The following is a 20,876-nucleotide window of genomic DNA, read 5'->3' as shown; positions in this document are numbered from 1 at the left end:
CATGACGAACCCCACTCTCACGGGCGGCCAGGCGCTGGTGCGCCTGCTGGCCAACTACGGCGTCGACACCGTCTTCGGCATCCCCGGCGTGCACACCCTGGAGCTGTACCGCGGCCTGCCCGGCAGCGGCATTCGCCACGTGCTCACCCGGCACGAGCAGGGCGCCGGCTTCATGGCTGACGGCTATGCCCGGGTCAGCGGCAAGCCGGGTGTCTGCTTTGTCATCACCGGCCCCGGCGTGACCAACGCGGCCACGGCCATCGGCCAGGCCTACGCCGACTCCATCCCGCTGTTGATGATCTCCAGCGTCAACCACACCGCCAGCCTGGGCAAAGGCTGGGGCTGCCTGCACGAGACCCAGGACCAGCGCGCCATGACCGCGCCGATCACCGCCTTTTCCGCCGTGGCGCTGACGCCCGAGGACCTGCCGGAGCTGATCGCCCGCGCCTATGCCGTGTTCGACAGCGAGCGCCCGCGCCCGGTGCATATCTCGGTGCCGCTGGATGTGCTGGCCGCGCCGGTGGCGCGGGACTGGAGCGCTGATGTGGTACGCCGTCCCGGGCGCGGCCCGGCCAGCCTCGACAGCCTGCAACAGGCGGCCGCCCGGCTGGCGGCGGCCAAGCGCCCGATGATCATTGCCGGCGGTGGCGCCCTGCAGGCGGGCGCCGAGCTGCAGCAGTTGAGCACCCGCCTGGCGGCGCCGCTGTTCACCAGCGTCGCCGGCAAGGGACTGGCGCCTTTGGATTCGCCACTCAATGCCGGCTCCACCTTGTGCGTCGAGCCGGGCTGGGCGCTGATCGCCGAGGCCGACGTGGTGCTGGCGGTCGGCACCGAGATGGCCGACACCGACTTCTGGCGCGAGCGCCTGCCACTGGCTGGCGAGCTGTTGCGGGTGGACATCGACCCACGCAAGTTCAACGACTTCTACCCCTGCGCGCTGGCCTTGCACGGCGATGCCCGGCAAACCTTGGCCGGGCTACTCGAACAGTTGCCGGACGGCGTGCGCGACGCGACCCAGGCAAGCGCCGCCGTGGCCCGCTTGCGCGATGCCGTGCAGGCCAGTCACGGCCCTCTGCAGGCCATTCACCAAGCGATCCTGCAACGGGTCGCAGCCGAGCTGCCAGACAACGCCTTCGTCAGCACCGACATGACCCAGTTGGCCTACACCGGCAGCTATGTGTTCAACAGCCGGGCGCCGCGCAGCTGGCTGCACCCCACCGGCTACGGCACCCTGGGCTACGGCCTGCCGGCCGGCATCGGCGCGATGTTCGCCACGGCCGACCGGCCGGGCCTGGTGCTGGTGGGCGACGGTGGTTTCCTCTACACCGCGCAGGAACTGGCGACCGCGGTCGAGGAGCTGGACCGCCCGCTGGTGGTGCTGCTGTGGAACAACGATGCGCTGGGGCAGATCCGCGACGACATGCTCAACCTTGATATCGAGCCCATCGGCGTGTTGCCGCGCAACCCGGACTTCACCGGCCTGGCCCGTGCCTTCGGCTGTACCGTGGCGCAGCCGCAGAACCTTGACGAACTGCAACGCGACCTGCGCGGCGGCTTTGCCCGCAACGGCGTGACCCTGATCGAGCTCAAGCACGCCTGCGCGCGCTGAGCCCACCTTGCACAACAGGACATCCAGCCATGCGATTTTCCTCTTTGACCCAACGGATCGCCGGCGACGGCGCCGCCGCCTGGGAGATCCACTACCGCGCCCTGGCCATGCTCGAACAGGGCCGCGACGTGCTGCTGCTGTCGGTCGGCGACCCGGACTTCGACACACCGGCGCCGATTGTCCAGGCGGCGGTAGCCAGCCTCGAAGCGGGCAATACCCATTACGCCGACGTGCGCGGCAAGCGCAGCCTGCGCGAGGCCATCGCCCGTCGCCACCAGCAGCGCAGCGGCCAGAAGGTCACGGCCGACCAGGTGACGGTGCTGGCGGGGGCGCAGTGCGCGCTGTTCTGCGTGGCGCAATGCGTGCTGGAGCCGGGCGATGAAGTGATCGTCGCCGAGCCCATGTATGTCACCTACGAGGCGGTGTTCGGCGCCTGCGGGGCCAAGGTGGTACCCGTGCCGGTGCGCCCTGAGCATGGCTTTCGCGTACAACCTGCGGACGTCGCCGCACGGATCACTCCGCGCACCCGTGCCCTGGCGCTGAACAGCCCGCACAACCCCTCCGGTGCCAGCCTGCCGCGCAGCACCTGGGAGGCCTTGGCCGAACTGTGCATCGCCCATGACCTGTGGCTGATCAGCGACGAGGTGTACAGCGAGCTGCTGTTCGAAGGCGAGCACATCAGCCCGGCCAGCCTGCCCGGCATGGCCGAGCGCACGGCAACGCTGAACAGCCTGTCCAAGTCCCATGCCATGACTGGCTGGCGGGTCGGCTGGGTGGTCGGCTCGCCAGCGCTGTCGGCGCATCTGGAAAACCTGGCGCTGTGCATGCTGTATGGCTCACCCGATTTCATCCAGGATGCGGCGGTGGTCGCGCTGGAGCAGCCGTTGCCCGAGCTGGACGGCATGCGCGAGGCCTACCGCCAGCGCCGTGATCTGGTGTGCGAACGCCTGGCGCACTGCCCGGGCTTGCGGGCCTTGAAGCCCGATGGCGGCATGTTCGTGATGGTCGATATCCGCGACACCGGCCTCAGCGCGCAAGCATTCGCCGACCGCCTGCTAGACCAGCATGGGGTGTCGGTACTGGCCGGTGAAGCATTCGGCCCGAGCGCAGCCGGGCATATCCGCTTGGGCCTGGTGCTGGGCACCGAAGCGCTGAGCGAGGCCTGCCGGCGTATTGCCCGCTGCGCCAGCGAGCTGATGGAGGCGCAACGCAATGCGTGAGTACCACCGACTGTTCATCGATGGCCGCTGGCAGCAGCCGGTGGGGCAGGGCATGGCCGAGGTGATCGACCCGGCCAGCGAGGCCGTGGCCGGCAGGGTGCCGCTGGGTAACGAAGCGGATGTGGAACATGCCGTCAACGCGGCGCGAAGGGCGTTCGCCGACTGGTCGCGCACGCCGTCCAGCGTGCGCGCCGGGTACATCCGCGCCCTGGCCGGGCAGCTCAAGGCGCGGGCCGACGAGATGGCTGCGGTGATCACCACCGAGCTGGGCATGCCGGTGCAGTGGTGCCGGTCGGTGCAGGTCGACGGGCCCATCGTCGGGCTTGAGCAGTACATCCAGCTGGCCGGCCTGATGGACGAGGTGCGCGAAGTCGGCAATTCGCTGGTGTACCGCGAGGCCGTGGGCGTGTGTGCGTTCATCAACCCTTGGAACTACCCGCTGCACCAGCTGATCGGCAAGCTCGCACCCGCCCTGGCTGCGGGCTGCACGGTGGTAGTCAAGCCAAGCCAGGAAACCCCGCTGCATGCTTTCCTGCTGGCGGAAATGATCGAGGCCATCGGGCTGCCGGCCGGGGTGTTCAACCTGGTCAGCGGGCCGGGGGCGAAGGTCGGTGAGGCGCTGGCGCGGCACCCGTTGGTGGACATGGTCTCGTTCACCGGGTCCACCGGGGCGGGCGTGCGGGTTGCCCAGGCTGCGGCGCCGTCGGTAAAGCGGGTGTGCCTGGAGCTGGGCGGCAAGTCGCCGTTCCTGATCACCGCCGACGCACCGCTGGAAGCGGCGGTGCGCCATGGCGTGCAGGACGTGATGATCAACTCGGGGCAGACCTGTACCGCACTGACGCGCATGCTGCTGCCGGCCTCGCGCTATGCCGAGGCTCTGGAGGTCGCCGCGGACGAGGCGCGCAGCCTGGTGATGGGCGACCCGCAGGACCCACGCAGCTTCCTCGGGCCGATGTGCTCGGCCGGGCAGCGGCGCACGGTGCAGGAATACATCCGGATCGGCGAGGAAGAAGGCGCGCGGCTACTGTGCGGCGGGGCGACTGCAGCGGGCTTCGAGCGTGGGTTCTTTGTGCCGCCGACGATTTTCGCCGACGTCGACAACCGCATGCGCATTGCCCAGGAAGAAATCTTCGGGCCGGTGCTGTGCCTGATTCCTTATGCCGACGAGGCCGAGGCCATTGCCTTGGCCAACGACTCGCCGTTCGGGCTGTCCAGCGCAGTGTGGGCCGCTAGCCGCGACCAGGCGCTGCAACTGGCCCGCCAGCTGCGCGCGGGCCAGTGCTTCGTCAATGGCGGGGCGTTCAACTACCAGGCACCGTTCGGCGGCTACAAGCAGTCGGGCAATGGCCGCGAGTGGGGCGAGGAAGGCCTGAACGAGTTCGTCGAGGTCAAGGCCATTCAGCTCTGATCCGTTCACATTGAAGACTGTTTGAGGAATCACCCATGAAAGTCCTGATCGTTCACGCTCACCCCGAGCCTCGCTCCTTCACCGCCGCCCTGCGTGACCAGGCGGCGCAGACCTTCCGCGCCCAGGGCCATGAGGTGCAGGTCAGCGACCTGTACGCCATGGGCTGGAACCCGGTGGCCAGCGCCGACGACTTCAGCCAGCGGGAAAATCCGGACTACCTGGTGTATGCGCTGGAGCAGCGCCTGGGCGTAAAGAGCGGCTCCATCGCCCCGGATATCCAGCAGGAGCTGGACAAGCTGCTGTGGGCCGACCTGCTGGTGCTGAATTTCCCGATCTTCTGGTTCTCGGCGCCGGCGATGCTCAAGGGCTGGATCGACCGGGTGCTGGTGTCGGGAGTGTGCTACGGCGGCAAGCGTTTCTACGACCAGGGCGGCCTGGCCGGCAAGCGCGCACTGGTGACCGTGACCCTGGGCGGGCGTGAGCACATGTTCGGCGAAGGCGCGATCCACGGGCCGCTTGAAGACATGCTGCGGCCGATCCTGCGCGGGACCCTGGCCTATGTCGGCTTCGAAGTGCTGGAGCCGTTCGTGGCCTGGCATGTGCCGTACATCAGCGACGAAGCGCGCCAGGCGTTCCTGCACCGTTACGCGCAACGCCTGCAGCACCTGTCGGACGACCTGCCGCTTAAGTTCCCACGGCTGGACCACTTTGACGAGGCGCTGTATCCGCTGCCGCGCTGATCACAGGGGCACCCAGCTTAGGTATCAGGCTTTGTCTGCCTTGCCGGCTGCGGCAGCGAACTTGGCCAGCTGGACATCCAGCCGACGAGGGCGCCGGCCGAGGTCCTCGGCACGCTCCTTGCGGCGAATGGCGTTGCGTACCATCAATGACCCCAGGTAACGGATGGGTTCCGGCGGGAAATGCCCGAGCGGGCCGGCGAGCAAAGGCGAGCGGGTCCACGGGTTGTCCAGCCCCAGCACCAGCGACGACAGGATCTGCCCGCCCATGTGGCACGGGCCCACGCCACTGCCGGAATACCCGAAGCCATAGAAGATATTGCCCTTGGCGCCCATGCGGCCGAAGAACGGCAAACCGGTGACCGAGCGATCCGAAGGGCCGTTCCACGTGGCTGCGATATCGACGCCAGTGAATGCCGGGAAGAATTTTTCCAACGCACCGCGCAGCAGGTTCGCATAGGGTGATGGCTGGTCGAATACCGGCAGCATGCGCCCGCCGAAGGCAAAGGTATTGCCGCCTTTGCCCAGCATGATTCGCCCGTCGGGGGTGTTGTGGTAGTAGTGGACGAAGATGCGCGAGTCGAGCACGGTCACGCCGCTGGTCAGGCCTATGCGCTCCAGCAGGTCTGGCCGTGGCTCGGTAATGATCATGTCGCTCGAGACAATGGCCACCGAACGCGAAAATTGTGGGAAGGCGCGGGCCATCCAGGCATTGATCGCCAGCACCACCTTGGCGCAGGTCACTTTACCGTGGGGTGTTATGACCGTGGCGGGCTGCCCTTGCTCCAGGCCGACCATCGGCGAGCTTTCATGAATGCGCACGCCCAGCTGCAGCGCAACGCGGCGCAAGCCACGTACCAGCTTGGCCGGTTGCACGCTGGCCGCTGCCGGCGAGTACCAGCCTTCCAGGTGCTGGGCCGAGCCTGCCATGCGTTGCACATCGGCGAGCGGGCGTTTGCAGAAGGTGTTGATGCCGTGGCGTTCGAGCGCAGCGACCACCGCATCGGTGGAGCCGACCTGAGCCTGGCTGGTCGAGGTATAGAGCGTGCCGTCGAGGCGGTAGTCGGCCTCCACGCCGTATTTGCTACAGAACTCGCCGATCGCGTAGATGCTTTGCTCCGATGCCTTGACTAGGCGCACGGCCTCTTCGAGCCCGAACAGCCGCTCCAGAGTAAAGAACTTCGCCGACCAGGACAGCGCACACCCGCCATTGCGGCCACTGGCCCCCGCGCCGCAAATGTCCGCTTCGACGATGACCACGTCGAGTTCGGGGTTCTGTTCCTTGAGCATGATGGCGGTCCACAGGCCGGTATAGCCGCCGCCGACGATGCAGACATCGGCCTGGATATCCTGCCGCAGGGGCGGGCAGGGTTGGTCGGGCTGATGGTTCAGGGCTTGTTCCAGCCAGAAAGGGCGCATCGTGCTTCTCCAGAAAGGGACCGAGAAGGGCGCCGAGCCATGCGCACCCTGTGCCACGCATCCTTGCAGTGCGCTATGCATAAATAAAATCGATTTAACGTATGCATATATAAATTAAAACTATGCAGGCGCGAACCCACCCATTCGGGTTATGGCCCCGTGGCCCGATCCCCCGGATAGTGGCTCCATCCGCTCACCCGAGCCGATCCTGATCACACGATGGAGTTGCTATGCGCAAGGCATTGAAGGTGATTTCCAGTCTGCTGATGTGCTGTACCGCCGCGGCCGCTCTGGCCACCGAGGCAGACACCAGCAACACGCTCAGGTTGTACAACTGGACCGACTACATCGGCGAAAACACCCTCGCCGATTTCGAGAAGCAGACCGGCATCAAGGTCATCTATGACACCTTCGATGGCTACGAGACGGTCCAGACCAAACTCCTCACCGGCCGCTCCGGCTACGACCTGGTGATGCTCAATGGCTCGCTGGTGCCACCGCTGATCAAGGCCGGGGTGTTCCAGCCGCTGGACAAGGCCAAGCTGCCCAGCTGGGCCAACCTCGACCCGCACGTGGTGCAGAGCCTGCAAGCCTTCGACCCCGGCATGGTCTACTCGGCGCCTTACACCTGGGGCAGCTCCGGCATCACCTACAACGTCGACAAGATCAGGCAGCGCATGCCCGACGCGCCCATCGGCTCGCTGGCCATGCTGTTCGACCCCAAGGTCGTCTCGCGCTTCGCCGACTGCGGCGTCACCGTGATGGACGCGCCCAGCGAAGTCATCCCGCTGGCCCTCAAGTACCTCGGCAAAGACCCGCAGAGCGCCAAGCCGGCCGACCTCAAGGCCGCCCAGGACGTGCTCATGGGCATACGCCCCTACATCAAGAAGTTCGACTCGGTGAACTACCTCACCAGCCTGCCCAACGGTGACGTGTGCATGGCCCTGACCTGGTCCGGCGACTACGCCACCGCCCAGGCCCGTGCGGTGGAGGCGAAGAAGGACATCAAGCTGGCGTTCTTCATTCCCAAGGAAGGCTCGCTGATCTGGTTCGACAGCCTTTACCTGCCCAATGACGCCCCACATGTGGCCAACGCCCACCGTTTCCTCGAATACCTGCTCCAGCCCAGGACCATGGCCGAGGTGACCAACTACATCCACTACGCCAACAGCAACGCAGCCGCCACGCCGTTGGTACAAGCCGATATCCGCAACGACCCGGCGATCTACCCCGACCCGCAGACCCGCGAGCGGCTGTTCACGCAGAAGTCCCAGGACCCGCAGGCCATGCGCGCCATCACCCGGGTCTGGAGCACGGTCAAGACCGGCATCTGACCCCCTTTAACCGTACCGATCCGACAAGGAATTGCTTATGGCTACCCCGACTCGCCCATTGGCCGCCACCCCGAACAACGACCAGCTGGTGAAAGCCGACAAAGCCCACTACATGCACGGTTACCACATGTTTGACGAGCACGCCGAGCAGGGCGCGCTGAATATCCAGGCTGGTGATGGCGCCTACATCCACGACACCCTGGGCAACCGCTTCCTCGATGCCGTCGGTGGCATGTGGTGCACCAACATCGGCCTGGGCCGCGAGGAAATGGCCCTGGCCATCGCCGACCAGGTGCGCCAGCTGGCCTATTCCAACCCGTTTTCCGACATGGCCAACCCGAAAGCCATCGAACTGTGCCAGAAGCTCGCGAGCCTGGCGCCCGGCGACCTCGACCACGTGTTCCTCACCACCGGCGGCTCCACCGCCGTGGACACCGCCTACCGGCTGATCCAGTACTACCAGAACTGCCGCGGCAAGCCGCACAAGAAGCACGTGATCGCCCGCTACAACGCCTACCACGGCTCGACCTGCCTGACCATGTCGATCGGCAACAAGGCCGCCGACCGGGTGCCGGAGTTCGACTATGCCCACGAGCTGATCCACCACGTCTCCAACCCCAATTTCTACCGGGCGGGCGATGACATGGACGAGGCCGAGTTCCTCGACTTCCTGGTGGCCGAATTCGAGGACAAGATCCTCTCACTGGGCGCAGACAACGTCGCAGCCTTCTTCGCCGAGCCGATCATGGGCTCGGGCGGGGTGATCATTCCGCCCAAGGGCTATTTCCAGCGCATGTGGCAGGTGTGCCAGACCTACGACATCCTCTTCGTCGCCGACGAAGTGGTTACCTCGTTCGGCCGCCTGGGCACCTTCTTCGCCTCCGAAGCATTGTTCGGCGTGACCCCGGACATCATCACCACCGCCAAGGGCCTGACCTCGGCCTACCTGCCGCTGGGCGCATGCATCTTCTCCGAGCGCATCTGGAAGGTGATCGCCGAGCCGGGAAAAGGCCGCTGTTTCACCCACGGCTTCACCTACAGCGGGCACCCGGTGTGTTGCGTGGCGGCGCTGAAGAACATCGAGATCATCGAGCGGGAAAACCTGCTGGCCCATGTCAACGACGTCGGCAGCTACCTGGAGCAGCGCCTGCAGACTCTTGCTGCACTGCCGCTGGTCGGCCAGGTGCGCTGCATGAAGCTGATGGCCTGCGTCGAGTTCGTTGCCAACAAACAGACCAAGGCGCTGTTCCCGGACGCGGTGAACATCGGCGAGCGCATCCACATGCGGGCGCAGGCCAAGGGGCTGCTGGTGCGTCCGATCATGCACCTGAACGTGATGTCGCCGCCGCTGATCATTACCCATGCCCAGGTGGACGAAATCGTCGCTACCCTGCGCAGTTGCATTGTCGAGACGGCGCAGGAGCTGACCGGGCAGGGCCTGTACCACGGCCAATGATCGACCCTCAAGCAAAGATGCGCATGCGTGCCCCGGCCGGTAGACTGCGGGGCATGAGCCGAGCACACGAAAACACCACAATAAACCTGCCGTTTCATGCCCTGCAGCAATGGCACAGCGCCCTGCAGCAGGCCTTCGCCCAGAGTGATGGCCCACACGCGCTGGCCTCGCTGGCGGCGGCCATCAGCCAGCTGGTGGCCGCCGAGTCGATGCTGATCAGCCTCGAACGCAAGGGCCAGCCGCCGCAGCTGCTGTACCAGCAGGGCATCCCGGCGCGCTACCACGAGGCGGTGCTGGAACGCTATTTCGCCGCCGGCTACCTGCTCGACCCGTTCTGCCTGGCGGTGCAAAAGGGCCTGGCGCAGGGCTTCTATCACCTGGAAGACATCGCCCCGGACAACTTCTTCGATAGCGACTACTACAAGACCTACTACCTGGGCACCGGCTGCAGCGAGGACAGCTACTTCATCGTCGACTTGGGCAACGACAGCAAGATCTCCCTGAGCCTGTTCCAAGGCTGCAGCGGTGCGCGCCTGGGCGAGGCGCAACTGCACCTGTTGCAGGCGGTGGAGCCGATGGTTCGCGAGCTGCTGATGCGCTTTGCCCGGCATGGGCTGGAACAGCAGCCAGAAGCGAAAGAGAGCGTGCAGGCGGCGTTCGACAGTTTTGGTTGCGGGGTGCTCACCGAGCGCGAGCGGCAGGTGGCGCAGATGGTGTTGCAGGGGCACTCGGTGAAATCCACCGCCCAGGAGCTGGGGATTTCACCCGAGACCGTGCGGATGCACCGCAAGAACCTCTACCTGAAGCTGGACATCAACTCGCAGTCGGAGCTGTTTGCCCAGTTCATCGGCTGGTTGCGGCGGATCTGAGCGGGGATCGTCCGCTTCAGCCTGGCAGCGGGAGGTCACGGCTCAGCACTTCGTCCAGTGCCTGCTCAAGGGTGCTGACGGTGCGTTCGATATTGTGCAGTTTTTCAAGCCCGAACAGACCGATGCGGAAGGTCTGGAAGTCGGCTGGCTCGTCACATTGCAACGGCACGCCGGCGGCTATCTGCAGGCCGTGCTCGGCGAGTTTCTTGCCGCTCTTGATATCCGCATCTTCGGTGTAGCTCACCACGACCCCGGGGGCCTGGAAACCGGCCGCGGCCACACTCTTGATGCCTTTGCCGGTCAACAGGGCGCGCACCCGGTCACCCAGCGCTTGTTGTTCGCTGCGGAGCTTGTCGAAACCGTAGGCGTGCATCTCGTTCATCACATCGTTGAAACGCGCCAGTGAATCGCTGGGCATGGTCGCATGGTAGGCATGCCCGCCCTGTTCGTAGGCCTGCATGATCTGCAGCCACTTTTTCAGGTCGCAGGCAAAGCTGCTGCTCTGCGTCTGCGCGATGCGTTCAAGGGCCAGGGCGCTGAACATCACCAGGGCACAGCAAGGTGAGGCGCTCCAGCCTTTCTGCGGCGCGCTGATCAGCAGGTCCACGGCGCACTGGTGCATATCGACCCACAGCGTGCCTGAGGCAATGCAGTCCAGCACGAACAGGCCGCCCACCGCGTGCACGGCGTCGCCGACGGCCCGCAGGTACGCGTCAGGCAGGATCATCCCGGATGAGGTTTCGACATGGGGGGCGAAGACCACCTGCGGCTTGTGCGCCGCAATCGCCGCCAACACTTCGTCCAGAGGGGGAGGGGCGTAGGGCGCCTGGCGACCCGTTTCCACCGGTCGGGCCTTGAGCACCGTGGCGGCCGCCGGGATGTTGCCCATCTCAAGGATCTGGCTCCAGCGATAGCTGAACCAGCCGTTGCGTATCACCAGGCATTGCTGGCCGTTGGCAAACTGTCGTGCCACCGCTTCCATGCCGAAGGTTCCGCTGCCCGGAACCACCGCAACGGCCTGGGCGTTATAGACCTGCTTCAGGGTGCTGGAAATGTTCCTCATCACGCCTTGAAAGGCCTGCGACATGTGATTGAGCGAGCGGTCGGTGTAGACCACCGAGTACTCGATCAGCCCCTCGGGGTCGATGGCGGGATAGAGCTTTGACATGGGTGACTCCTTCGGCAGAGATGTCAGTGGTATCGACCTTGGCCCAAGCACTGGCAAATGACAAGCTTGGGCTTGGGCTGGCGGCAACCCCACAGCACTGCGGCATCGGCACAGCACCGTGGGGTTGCAGTCATAGCGCCTACACCGTGCCGAAGGGAACCTCTACCGACAGGCTGCCCAGGTTATCGCTCAGGCCGGCCTACAGGGCCCGGTCAGATCGTCGTTGCACTCACCCTGCTGGCCAAGCGGCAATTGCGCCTGTCGCCCCACTTTACACGCCGGAGGGGTGTGGCGCTTTTCTGCCTGAGCGAATCAGCTCGTTGGAGAAGCACAGGCCAAGCAGGATCAGGCCGCCGCCCAGGTACAACGTGTCTCGTGGCACTTCATCGAGCACCACGAGTGCCAGCAGCGCGGCGAACAGCGGCTCGGTGAGTTCCAGTGCCTGGACTTGTGACGGTTTCAGATACTCGATGGCCTTGGTGGTGCAGAAAAATCCGAGGATGGTCGGCAGCGTAGCCAGCGCGAGCAAGGCCATCAGGGCTACCGGCGATAACGCGCCCAGGGTGAACCCATCGCTCGCAGCGGGCAGCAGCAGGTAAAGGCTGCCGAACATCAGGAGTTGCCGGGTGAAATGCAGGCCCCCGGATACGCCCATGCGCTTCATGGCAACCGAAAATGCGCCATAAGCGCAGCCTCCAATCGACGCGAGCGCGGCACCTTGCAGGGTAAAGCCTTGCTGAACATCGGCGCCGAAAATGACGGCAATGCCGGCTATCGTCAGCCCTGCGCCTGCCATCACGTTGGCGTTGATCGGGTCCTTGAGGACTATCCGTCCCAGTAATATCGAAGCAATGGACGCGCTGGCCATCAGGATCACCACCACCCCGGCGGCGGCGTAATGGCTGTAGGCCAACGTTTCAAAGTGGAACAGCATGAAAATGCCGAGAAAGGCGCAGACGGCGGCAGGGCGCCACCTGGCCTTGTGCAGGGGCCGCTTGAGGAACACCAGAAAGCCTGACAGCAGCAACCCGCCGAGCAGGGTCTTTATCAAGGCGATGCTGCTGGAGCTGAAGCCACTGTTCATCAACACCTTGCTAAGTACGCCGATGCTTGCGTTCAGTGCAGCTGCGCAGAGTGCAAAGAGGACGCCTTTGCCGAAGTGAGATTGCATGGTGACCTTCCGTGTGTCTGGTTGGATCAGTGGGACAAATGACTCGTGACGTAGCGCGCCGTCTTTTCCAGCGTTCGTGCCAGATCGGGATGGGTCAACCGATACTTGCGCTCCAGTTGCCTGCTGCGGTTCATGTCAAAGCGCTGCGTCTGGATGAAGTTCAACGACTCGGCGCTGATTGCGAATCGCGCCGCCAGGCCGGGGATCGTCAACAGCCACTTGATCAACCTGATCGCGACATGGCGCCGAGGCGCCTTCACACCCAGTGTCTTTGCCAGTTGCTCGAGCATCCCCTGCAGGTTCGCTGAGCTCTCGTCGAGTGCCAGGACCTGCCGGTTGGCCATCGAGGGGTCGAACGCCACGCAGGTTATCATCGTCGCCAGGTAATCGACGCTGACGACCGGCAACCAGTGGCGGTCTGTACCTGGGACAGCCTTGAAGCGGCCCTGGGCAAGATTGCGAATGAGTTCGGCCAGCGGTTGTCCTTCGAGGATGTGCCCCGTCTCGCTGTGGCCGCACACCGTAGCGGGATGGACGATCGTATAATCCGCGTCTGCTTCCTGCAGGTAGCGGATAACGGCGAAATGCGACTCGAGCTTGCTGCCTTCGTAGCCACCCACACGGCCGTAGACCGCAGGCCAATGGGTGTTTTCAGGGCACACGATATCCACCCCGACCTTGGCAAGGTAGGTAAGGTTCTGCAGCATGAAGCCGCCCACCATCACCAGCCGCATGTGCTGGCTGGCCGCAAGCCTGGCCACCCGCAGTGCCCCTTGCACATTGACTTCGCGAGCGCGCTCCATCGTCAGCCCCCAGGTAAATTGCGCCGCCAGGTGGAAGGCCACCGCCGCCGAAGACACGCGTTGCCGGTCTGCTTCACTGAGCCCTAGCCCCTCCCTGCTGATATCGCCCTCGACGGCATGGATAGACGCGGCGTCACCTCCCAGGCGGCTTACCTGTTGCCTGAGACGCTCGATGTTTTCGGGGCTGCGCATGAGCACCCAGGCCCTGTGCCCGGTGGCAGTGAGGCGAGCCAGCAAATGTTGACCGACAAACCCGCTGCCGCCTGTGACGAAGCATTCCACGCCCATGTCTGACTCCTTGTTTGGATGATCGGCGCAGGCTAAGGTGTAGAGTGTGCTCTACAGTCAAGGAATTTTTACGGTGAACATTGGAGAGCTGGAGCGCCGCAGCGGCATCGGTCGCCATGCATTACGCTATTACGAGCAGCTCGGGCTCATCGTGGCCCATCGACTGGCCAACAATTACCGCAGCTATAGCGATCAGACCGTGGCTGACCTGGCCTTCATTCAAAGTGCCCAGGGCGGAGGTTTTTCACTCGGCGAGATCAGGGACATCCTTCAGGCCAAGCGGGGAAATACCATCGATTGCGCACAAGGCGCGGCGTTGGTGGCCAACAAGATGGCCGACATTCAAACGAAGATCACAACCCTGCAAGCCGCGTATGCGTTTCTCGAGGCAGAGCGTGCGAAGCTTGAAGCCAGTGCCATTGCCAACGGACTGACGGTTGCGCACCTGCCTGTCCATGGACGCACCTCGACCGCATAGCCTGACCACAAGGGCATTGAGCGAGGGCCGCGCGCGTTGTCGAAGCTGGCCGGTCGCGAGTGGCTGCTATCGACCCGAAGCGACGGTCGTAGTTTGGCTCTTGCGTGGTGGCTGATCTGTTTGCCTGAAGATCTTCAGTGTGCATGAGATCGAGCGCCGCCCGCGCGGCGCATCGCGGATAAATCCGCTCCTACATTTGTTGCAACGTGCCGAACCTGACAGGCCATGGTAGCCCGTCTTGGTGCATGTCTGAAGTCATGTGAGGCGGCATCAATGCCCGCCTAAAAATCCCGTCATGCCAACAAGGCTGACAACCATGGCCTCACAGGCATGGCCACGTTGCAACAAAATGTAGGAGCGGATTCATCCGCGATGCGCCGCGCGGGCGGCGTTCGATCTCTTAGGCGCTGAAAATTTCACGGCGAACACATCCAAACACCGCACAAAACCCAAGGCATGCATCGTCCGCCATGGGTCGAAAGTAGCCGGTCGCGACTGACAGCTTTCGACCCTAAGCGGACACATTATGAGCCTCGCGTACCAGCATCGGATGCGATGCGACCATCCGCCGAGCGATTGGCGCGATCGGAATTAGTCATGGCGTCTTGCGCTAGTGCCATGCTCAAGTCCAAGCCGTAGCATCTCCTTATCCAAGGGGCCTTTCCCAACAAAGGAGATAGCATGATTTCCAATACCGCATTGATCACCGGAGCCTCGAGCGGCATCGGACTTGAACTGGCACGTATCCATGCAGCCAAGCATGGCGATGTTGTCCTGGTAGCCCGCTCACGGGACAAGCTGGACGCCATAAAACAGGAGCTCCAGACCCGATACGGGGTGAAAGCCTATGTAATCGTGGAAGATCTGGCCGATCCCGCCTCGGCAGATCGCATATTCTCTGCCACCGAAGCCTTGGGATTGTCCATTGAAGTTCTGATCAACAACGCCGGTTTCGGTGGGCATGGCAAGTTTGTCGAGCGCGAACTCGCAGCCGATCGGGCCATGATGCAGGTGAACATGATCACGCTTACCGCCTTGACCCATCATTACCTCAAAGGAATGGTGTCGCGTCGGCGCGGGCGGATCCTCAACGTCTCCTCGACCGCCTCGTTCATGCCGGGCCCCTTGCAGGCGGTTTACTACGCTACCAAGGCGTACGTGACCTCATTCACCCAGGCAATCGCCGAAGAGGTGAGGGAGTACGGTGTGACAGCCACCGCGTTATGTCCAGGTGCGGTCGCCACAGGGTTCGTCGCTGCCGGAGATTTGCAGGGCGTGGATGTCTGGAAAAACGCCAGGACGGCGGAGTCCGTGGCTCAGCGCGGTTACAAGGCCATGGAGCGCGGTGAATTGGTTGCCTTCAACGAAGGCAAGTTGCGCGTCATGCTCGACTGGATCGTTCCGCTGCTGCCTCGCAAAATGGTGCTCAAGATGTCCCGCCAAGCGATGGAGAAGCCATCCTGATGAAGGCTTGAGGCACTGCGGCTTTCGTCAGGCCTGCTGCCTGCCAAACCACAGAAATTCGCTTCCAGAGAGATTGCTAGTCCATGAAACAAGCCAAGCATTTTGCAGTGCACTCCGGGTGGAAACTCATTATTTCTGATTTGGGACTAGCACCCGGGGATGTGCTGGCCTTGGCTGAGCTACCGGCCGATTTGTTCAGCCGCAAAGATGCATCGCTTTCCCCGGCGGAATACTTTCGGCTGTTTCGCAGCCTCGAACAGATGGTGGGGGTGTCGCGCTTACCGCTGCTACTCGGTGGTTCCATTTCGGTCGAGGCTTTCGATCCGGCTCTTTTTGCCTGCCTGTGCAGTCCCGACCTCAACGTCGCGCTTACTCGGCTTGCAGAATACAAACGTCTCTGTGGGCCTTTGGCGCTGGAAGTCATTTTTACCGAGGCTCACACCGAGGTATTAATCGAATGCTACGGTTACGACCGTCCGCTGCCGCACAGCCTCTGCGCCACGGAGCTGGTTTTCCTCACCCACCTGGCACGCCTCGCCACACGGCAAGCGATCTCGCCGTTAGAGGCGGAGCTGGTAGCGATACCCAACCCGGCAAAGCCGTGCGAAGACTTTCTGGGGTGTCGCTTGCAACAAGGCGACTGCAATCGGCTTCGCTTTTCGACACAGGATGCTGCCCGTCCTTTCCTGACCGAGAACATTTCCATGTGGCAGTTCTTCGAGCCGGAACTTCAGACGCGGCTTTCAAGGCTTGAAGCCGGCGCCAGCACACGTGAGCGAGTACGCAGCGCACTGCTCGACATGCTCCCAAGCGGCCGGAGCAGTATCGACGATATCTCCCGTCGCCTGGCAATGAGCAAGCGCTCGCTTCAGCGGCATCTTGCAGACGAGGCGCTGAGCTATCAGGACGTGCTCAATGACACGCGAGAGGGCCTGGCTCGCCACTACCTGACTCGCTCGACCCTCTCTCCAGGGGAAATTTCCTTCCTGATCGGCTTTGTGGATGCCAATTCTTTCTTGCGTGCCTTCAAGACTTGGACAGGCATGACGCCAGGCGAGTATCGAAGCCAGCACTGCCACTGAAGCCAGAGGGCTGAATGTCCGCTATGGGTCGAAAGCTGTCAGTTGCGACCGGCTACTTTCGACCCATGGCGGACGATGCATGCCTTGGGTTTTGTGCGGTGTTCGGATGTGTTCGCCGTGAAATTTTCAGCGCCTAGGAGATCGAGCGCCGCGCGGGCGGCGCTCGATCTCATGCACACTGAAGATCTTCAGGCAAACACATCAGCCATCACGCAGGTGCCAAACTACGAGCGTCCGCTTTCGACCCAAAGAATACGTTCGCCGAGAGCGGCTTTCTGACCAGAAGCAGTCGATGCTCTACAACGACAGGTGCGATACAGTATTAACGCGCCCAGGCAGCAAGACCATTTGCCTGCTGATCTGCCTTACTCTTGAAAAAATCTCTGAGGTGTTCAATGAAAAATGATACTTTCGCAGATAAATTCAGGCGCTCCAAGTAAACGGCATAGATGTCCGCCGGAGGCGTTTCATAATCCGCCAGCACCTCTTCAAGCCTTCCGGATCGTAAATGATCAGCCAGGTTCCACTCCGCACGCATAAGTATCCCATGCCCCTCCAATGCCCAGCTCAAGGCGACCTCACCGTCATTGGTACTCAAGCCACCATGAACCTTTATGGACTCGATTTGCTTACCCCGACTCAATCGCCAAGTGGCAAATGCTGCATCGTTTTGCCGCAACACTATGCAGTTGTGCTTCATGAGATCACGTGGAGACTCCGGTCTGCCGAAGGTGTCGAGATAGCCCGGTGAGGCGCAGAGACGTCGGCGGTTGCTGGCAATCTTGCGAGCAATCAGTCTGGAGTCCGGTAGCTCACCGAAACGAATAGCCACATCGATCGCGTCATCAGGAAGATGGATAGGACGGTCGCTCAGGTGCAGCTGGACCTCCACCTCAGGGTAACGCTTGGCAAAGGATGAAATTGCCGGCCCTACATGAGTACGCCCAAAGCCAAGGGGCGCATTCACACGCAGCAAACCCTTCGGTTCGGCACGGCTGCTTGAGACCTGCCGCTCCATCTCCTCAATCTCCTCAAGGATCCGCTTGGCATTGACCAGATAGGTCTCACCTTCCGCCGTGAGGCTGATGCTGCGTGTCGTCCGATTCAGCAAGCGCACCCCAAGGCGCTTTTCCAGTTGCGCAAGACGCTTCGTCACTGCAGGTGGGGTGAGGTTCAGCTCGCGAGCGGTGGCCGCCAGGCTGCCCGCCCCGACCAGTTGACTGAAGAAAGCAAGCTCGGACACAGGGTTCATAATTAACTCTAGGTAAATAATGAGTTTAATTTGATTGTATTACACCGTTTCTAAAAAACCATTACCTTAGTCCCTGCGTGATTAACCACAAAAAAACTGGGCTATTAAACTGCCAGCCTGTGAGGAGGTTTTCCTCCCGCTGCGTAGCCCAGTCGCCACATAAATCCGACTCACAACAATAATTCGGAGACGGCAATGGCCAAGCGATGGGTAGGTAAGTTGTACGTGCAGGTGCTGATCGGGGTTTCGATCGGCATCCTGTTAGGCGTGTTCTGGCCGCAGCTCGGCGTGGACATGAAGCCGCTGGGTGATGCGTTCATCAAGCTGATCAAGATGGTGTTCGCGCCCATCATCTTCGCGACGGTGGTGCTGGGCATCGCCAAGATGGAAAACATGAAAGAGTTGGGTCGGGTCGGTGTGCGCGCCCTGATCTACTTCGAGGTCCTGTCAACTTTTGCTCTCGTTCTGGGCCTGATCGTTGTCAATCTGGTGCAACCCGGACAAGGGATGAACGTCGACCCAGCCACCCTGGACACCCAGGCAATTTCCACTTACACCTCAGCCGCAGCTACGGGTACGGGCGGTGTCACCGACTTCCTGCTCCATCTGATTCCGGGCAGCGTAGTCGACGCCTTTGGCAAGAATGAGATCCTGCAGATCCTGCTTTTCTCTTCCTTGCTGGGCATTGCCCTGGCCAATCTGGGCGAACGCGGCAAACCGGTCGTTGACGTGCTGGAGGCATTCTCACACGGCATGTTCTACATCGTTGGCCTGGTCATGCGCGTCGCGCCGTTGGCAGCTTGCGGCGCAATGGCGTTCACCGTAGGCAAGTACGGCTTGGGCTCGATCGCGTCGCTAGGCAAATTGATGGCGACCATGTACCTGACTTGCTTCCTGTTCGTGGTGATCATCCTGGGCAGCATCGCGCGGATGTCGGGCTTCAGCTTGTGGAAGTTTCTCAAGTACCTGCGCGAAGAACTGTTCACCGTGCTCGGCACCAGCTCATCCGAGTCGGTAGTGCCTCAAATGATGAACAAGCTGGAAAAGGTCGGCGTATCCAAGCCAGTCGTCGGCCTGGTTATCCCCTCCGGCCTCACCTTCAATCCTGACGGCCAGTGCATCTACTACACCATGGCCGCGATCTTCATCGCCCAAGCCACCAACACACCATTGTCCCTGATGGATCAACTGATCGTACTCGGCGTGCTGCTGCTCACCTCCAAGGGTTCGGCAGGGGTTACCGGCTCAGGCTTCATCACGCTCGCTGCGACCTTGGCCACCATGGACAACATTCCGGTAGCCGGCATGGTGCTGCTGCTAGGCGTCGATCGTTTCATGTCCGAGGCTCGCGCTATCACCAACACCATCGGCAACGCGGTCGGAACGATGGCCATCGCGAAGTGGGTCGGTGCGCTTGATAGCGACCGCATGAACCAGGTTCTTGATGGCAACGCCTGCGCTGAACCAGAGAAAGAAGCGTTAAAGGGTACGGCTCCACTCACTGCCGTCAGCCCTGAAAAAAAACACCTTGTGATGCACTGAGGAAATAACCGTGGATACCATAGATAAAGAAGCAGCCGTCTCATCGCTGACCGACACGCTGGCCAAGTTCACCGCCTATATTGGCAAACGCCTGCCCAAAGACGTGAAGGAAAAAACGGCCAAGCTGCGTGCAGCCGAAACCAATCCACTGGCCATTGCCGTGTATGACTCGATGGCCGACAACCAGGAATACGCCGACAAGCTCAACCGGCCGAGCTGCCAGGACACTGGCGTGATCCAGTACTTCATTTCGGCCGGCGCGCGTTTTCCGCTGCTCGGTGAAATGGAAGGCATCCTCGAAAATGCTACCAAGGAAGCCACCGTCCATGGGCCCCTGCGCCATAACGCGGTGGAAACCTTCATCGAGAAGAACACGGGCACCAACACCGGCTCGAAGATCCCCTGGCTGGACTGGGAAATCATCCCCGATGCCGACTACGCAATCGTCGACGTGTACATGGCCGGTGGCGGTTGCACGTTGCCGGGTTCGGCCAAAGTACTGATGCCAGGCCAAGGTTATGAGGGGGTGACTGAGTTTGTCTTCGATGTCATCACCTCCCGTGGGGTAAACGCCTGTCCACCCTTGCTGGTAGGTGTGGGTGTCTCCACCTCGGTGGAGACCGCAGCACGCCTGTCGAAGAAGGCCATTCTGCGCGAAGTGGACTCCAGCCACCCGAACGAAAGCGCGGCGATGATGGAAAAGCTGCTGGAAGAAGGCCTCAACGAAATCGGCATCGGCCCGCAGGGCCTGACCGGCAACAGCAGCGTGATGGGCGTGAACATCGAGTCTTCGGCGCGTCACCCCTCGACCATTGGCGTGGCAGTTTCCACCGGTTGCTGGGCACACCGCCGCGGCAAGATTCGCATCAACGCCGACCTGACCTATGACATCCTCTCCCACGAAGGGGTAGTACTGTGAAGAAGATCATCAACACCCCGATCAGCGACGAAGATCTGGCCAACCTCAACGTCGGCGACGTGGTTTACCTTACCGGTCAACTGGTGACCTGCCGTGACGTCGCACACCGCCGCCTCATCGAGCTGGGCCGCGAGCTGCCTGTGGACCTGCGTGGCGGCGCTATTTTCCACGCGGGCCCGATCGTCAAGAAGAAAGAAGACGGCAGTTTCGAGATGGTGTCCATCGGCCCGACCACCAGCATGCGCATGGAAAAATTCGAGAAGCAGTTTATCGAACAGACCGGTGTCAAGCTGATCGTAGGCAAGGGCGGCATGGGGCCGGAGACCACTACCGGATGCCTGGAGAACAAAGCCGTGCACGCAGTATTCCCCGGTGGCTGCGCAGTACTGGCCGCCACCCAGGTCGAGGAAATCGAGCGTGCCGAGTGGCAGGATCTGGGCATGCCGGAGACGCTGTGGGTCAACCGGGTGCGTGAGTTCGGGCCTCTGATCATCTCCATCGATACCAAGGGCAACAACCTGTTCGAGCAGAACAAGGCCCGCTTCAACGAACGCAAAGGTGCGGTCATCGAGAAGATCAATAGCCAGGTCCGTTTCATCAAGTGATGAGCAGGGGCAGTCAGGCGAATACCTGAACTGCCCATCTCTCAACCTTGCC

General features: G+C 62.3%; 18 protein-coding genes. 13 read left to right on the top strand and 5 right to left on the bottom strand.

Translation table 11 applies throughout. The features are described 5' to 3' along the window. The first annotated feature begins 1 nt into the window (after nucleotide 1). Genes ACQKPS_RS19625 through ACQKPS_RS19610 form a run of 4 tightly spaced genes read left to right on the top strand, consistent with a single transcriptional unit; the run spans nucleotide 2 to nucleotide 4,977 of the window. A complete protein-coding gene (locus tag ACQKPS_RS19625; protein WP_427605406.1) occupies nucleotides 2–1,609 on the top strand; it encodes a 5-guanidino-2-oxopentanoate decarboxylase in 1,608 nt (535 codons plus the stop codon). A 29-nt stretch (nucleotides 1,610–1,638) separates the two neighbouring features. Continuing rightward, nucleotides 1,639–2,829, top strand: a complete 1,191-nt coding sequence (locus tag ACQKPS_RS19620) for a pyridoxal phosphate-dependent aminotransferase (RefSeq protein WP_427605405.1) — start codon at nucleotides 1,639–1,641, stop codon at nucleotides 2,827–2,829. Beyond that, nucleotides 2,822–4,237: an aldehyde dehydrogenase family protein gene (locus ACQKPS_RS19615; protein WP_427605404.1), complete on the top strand. Its 1,416-nt coding sequence runs from the start codon at nucleotides 2,822–2,824 to the stop codon at nucleotides 4,235–4,237. The genes ACQKPS_RS19620 and ACQKPS_RS19615 overlap by 8 nt, the downstream gene beginning before the upstream one ends. Nucleotides 4,238–4,272: 35 nt before the next feature. Continuing rightward, nucleotides 4,273–4,977: an NAD(P)H-dependent oxidoreductase gene (locus ACQKPS_RS19610; RefSeq protein WP_254480201.1), complete on the top strand. Its 705-nt coding sequence runs from the start codon at nucleotides 4,273–4,275 to the stop codon at nucleotides 4,975–4,977. Between the two features lie 24 nt (nucleotides 4,978–5,001). On the opposite strand, the gene ACQKPS_RS19605 is transcribed toward ACQKPS_RS19610, so the two are convergent. Then, nucleotides 5,002–6,393 (bottom strand): FAD-dependent oxidoreductase, encoded by a 1,392-nt coding sequence (locus ACQKPS_RS19605; protein WP_254480200.1) that lies wholly within the window; start codon nucleotides 6,391–6,393, stop codon nucleotides 5,002–5,004. Nucleotides 6,394–6,623: 230 nt separating this feature from the next. Here ACQKPS_RS19605 and ACQKPS_RS19600 point away from each other — a divergent pair, with 230 nt between their 5' ends. From ACQKPS_RS19600 to ACQKPS_RS19590, 3 genes are read left to right on the top strand one after another with little or no spacing between them, the layout of a single operon-like run. Then, nucleotides 6,624–7,727: a polyamine ABC transporter substrate-binding protein gene (locus ACQKPS_RS19600; protein WP_427605403.1), complete on the top strand. Its 1,104-nt coding sequence runs from the start codon at nucleotides 6,624–6,626 to the stop codon at nucleotides 7,725–7,727. Nucleotides 7,728–7,764: 37 nt separating this feature from the next. Further along, entirely contained in the window at nucleotides 7,765–9,183 is a 1,419-nt protein-coding gene (locus ACQKPS_RS19595) for an aminotransferase (RefSeq protein ID WP_254480198.1), read from the top strand. A gap of 53 nt (nucleotides 9,184–9,236) precedes the next feature. Next, the gene (locus tag ACQKPS_RS19590) at nucleotides 9,237–10,052 is read left to right on the top strand and encodes a helix-turn-helix transcriptional regulator (protein WP_427605402.1); all 816 of its coding nucleotides are present in this window, start codon (nucleotides 9,237–9,239) and stop codon (nucleotides 10,050–10,052) included. A 16-nt stretch (nucleotides 10,053–10,068) separates the two neighbouring features. On the opposite strand, the gene ACQKPS_RS19585 is transcribed toward ACQKPS_RS19590, so the two are convergent. The 3 genes from ACQKPS_RS19585 to ACQKPS_RS19575 all read right to left on the bottom strand — a co-directional run bounded on the left by ACQKPS_RS19585 (nucleotide 10,069) and on the right by ACQKPS_RS19575 (nucleotide 13,482). After that, a complete protein-coding gene (locus tag ACQKPS_RS19585) occupies nucleotides 10,069–11,220 on the bottom strand; it encodes an alanine--glyoxylate aminotransferase family protein (RefSeq protein WP_427605401.1) in 1,152 nt (383 codons plus the stop codon). A 271-nt stretch (nucleotides 11,221–11,491) separates the two neighbouring features. Continuing rightward, the gene (locus ACQKPS_RS19580; protein ID WP_427605400.1) at nucleotides 11,492–12,391 is read right to left on the bottom strand and encodes a DMT family transporter; all 900 of its coding nucleotides are present in this window, start codon (nucleotides 12,389–12,391) and stop codon (nucleotides 11,492–11,494) included. A gap of 26 nt (nucleotides 12,392–12,417) precedes the next feature. After that, nucleotides 12,418–13,482 carry an SDR family oxidoreductase gene (locus tag ACQKPS_RS19575; RefSeq protein WP_427605399.1) on the bottom strand — a complete coding sequence of 355 codons (1,065 nt, stop codon included), beginning with the start codon at nucleotides 13,480–13,482 and terminating at the stop codon, nucleotides 12,418–12,420. A gap of 73 nt (nucleotides 13,483–13,555) precedes the next feature. Between ACQKPS_RS19575 and ACQKPS_RS19570 the strand changes: the two genes are divergently transcribed. From ACQKPS_RS19570 to ACQKPS_RS19560, 3 genes are all read left to right on the top strand, one after another. Continuing rightward, complete coding sequence (locus tag ACQKPS_RS19570) at nucleotides 13,556–13,960, top strand: MerR family transcriptional regulator (RefSeq protein WP_427605489.1); 405 nt, start codon at nucleotides 13,556–13,558, stop codon at nucleotides 13,958–13,960. Nucleotides 13,961–14,641: 681 nt separating this feature from the next. Next, nucleotides 14,642–15,424, top strand: a complete 783-nt coding sequence (locus tag ACQKPS_RS19565) for an SDR family NAD(P)-dependent oxidoreductase (RefSeq protein WP_254480193.1) — start codon at nucleotides 14,642–14,644, stop codon at nucleotides 15,422–15,424. Between the two features lie 83 nt (nucleotides 15,425–15,507). Beyond that, nucleotides 15,508–16,506: an AraC family transcriptional regulator ligand-binding domain-containing protein gene (locus ACQKPS_RS19560; protein ID WP_427605398.1), complete on the top strand. Its 999-nt coding sequence runs from the start codon at nucleotides 15,508–15,510 to the stop codon at nucleotides 16,504–16,506. A 322-nt stretch (nucleotides 16,507–16,828) separates the two neighbouring features. Here the strand turns inward: ACQKPS_RS19560 and ACQKPS_RS19555 are convergent, their stop codons facing one another. Then, entirely contained in the window at nucleotides 16,829–17,758 is a 930-nt protein-coding gene (locus ACQKPS_RS19555) for a LysR substrate-binding domain-containing protein (RefSeq protein WP_427605397.1), read from the bottom strand. Between the two features lie 195 nt (nucleotides 17,759–17,953). Here ACQKPS_RS19555 and ACQKPS_RS19550 point away from each other — a divergent pair, with 195 nt between their 5' ends. Genes ACQKPS_RS19550 through ttdB form a run of 3 tightly spaced genes read left to right on the top strand, consistent with a single transcriptional unit; the run spans nucleotide 17,954 to nucleotide 20,824 of the window. Next, nucleotides 17,954–19,300 carry a dicarboxylate/amino acid:cation symporter gene (locus ACQKPS_RS19550; protein ID WP_427605396.1) on the top strand — a complete coding sequence of 449 codons (1,347 nt, stop codon included), beginning with the start codon at nucleotides 17,954–17,956 and terminating at the stop codon, nucleotides 19,298–19,300. Between the two features lie 19 nt (nucleotides 19,301–19,319). Then, nucleotides 19,320–20,219, top strand: a complete 900-nt coding sequence (gene ttdA, locus ACQKPS_RS19545; protein WP_081255345.1) for a L(+)-tartrate dehydratase subunit alpha — start codon at nucleotides 19,320–19,322, stop codon at nucleotides 20,217–20,219. Continuing rightward, nucleotides 20,216–20,824: a L(+)-tartrate dehydratase subunit beta gene (gene ttdB / locus ACQKPS_RS19540; RefSeq protein WP_028945996.1), complete on the top strand. Its 609-nt coding sequence runs from the start codon at nucleotides 20,216–20,218 to the stop codon at nucleotides 20,822–20,824. The genes ttdA and ttdB overlap by 4 nt, the downstream gene beginning before the upstream one ends. The last annotated feature ends 52 nt before the right edge of the window (nucleotides 20,825–20,876 follow it).

Source organism: Pseudomonas sp. NPDC086566 (assembly GCF_050280885.1).
Lineage (GTDB): Bacteria > Pseudomonadota > Gammaproteobacteria > Pseudomonadales > Pseudomonadaceae > Aquipseudomonas > Aquipseudomonas vlassakiae.
Note: the sequence above shows the minus strand (reverse complement) of the source record. Positions and strands in the feature narration are given on the sequence as shown.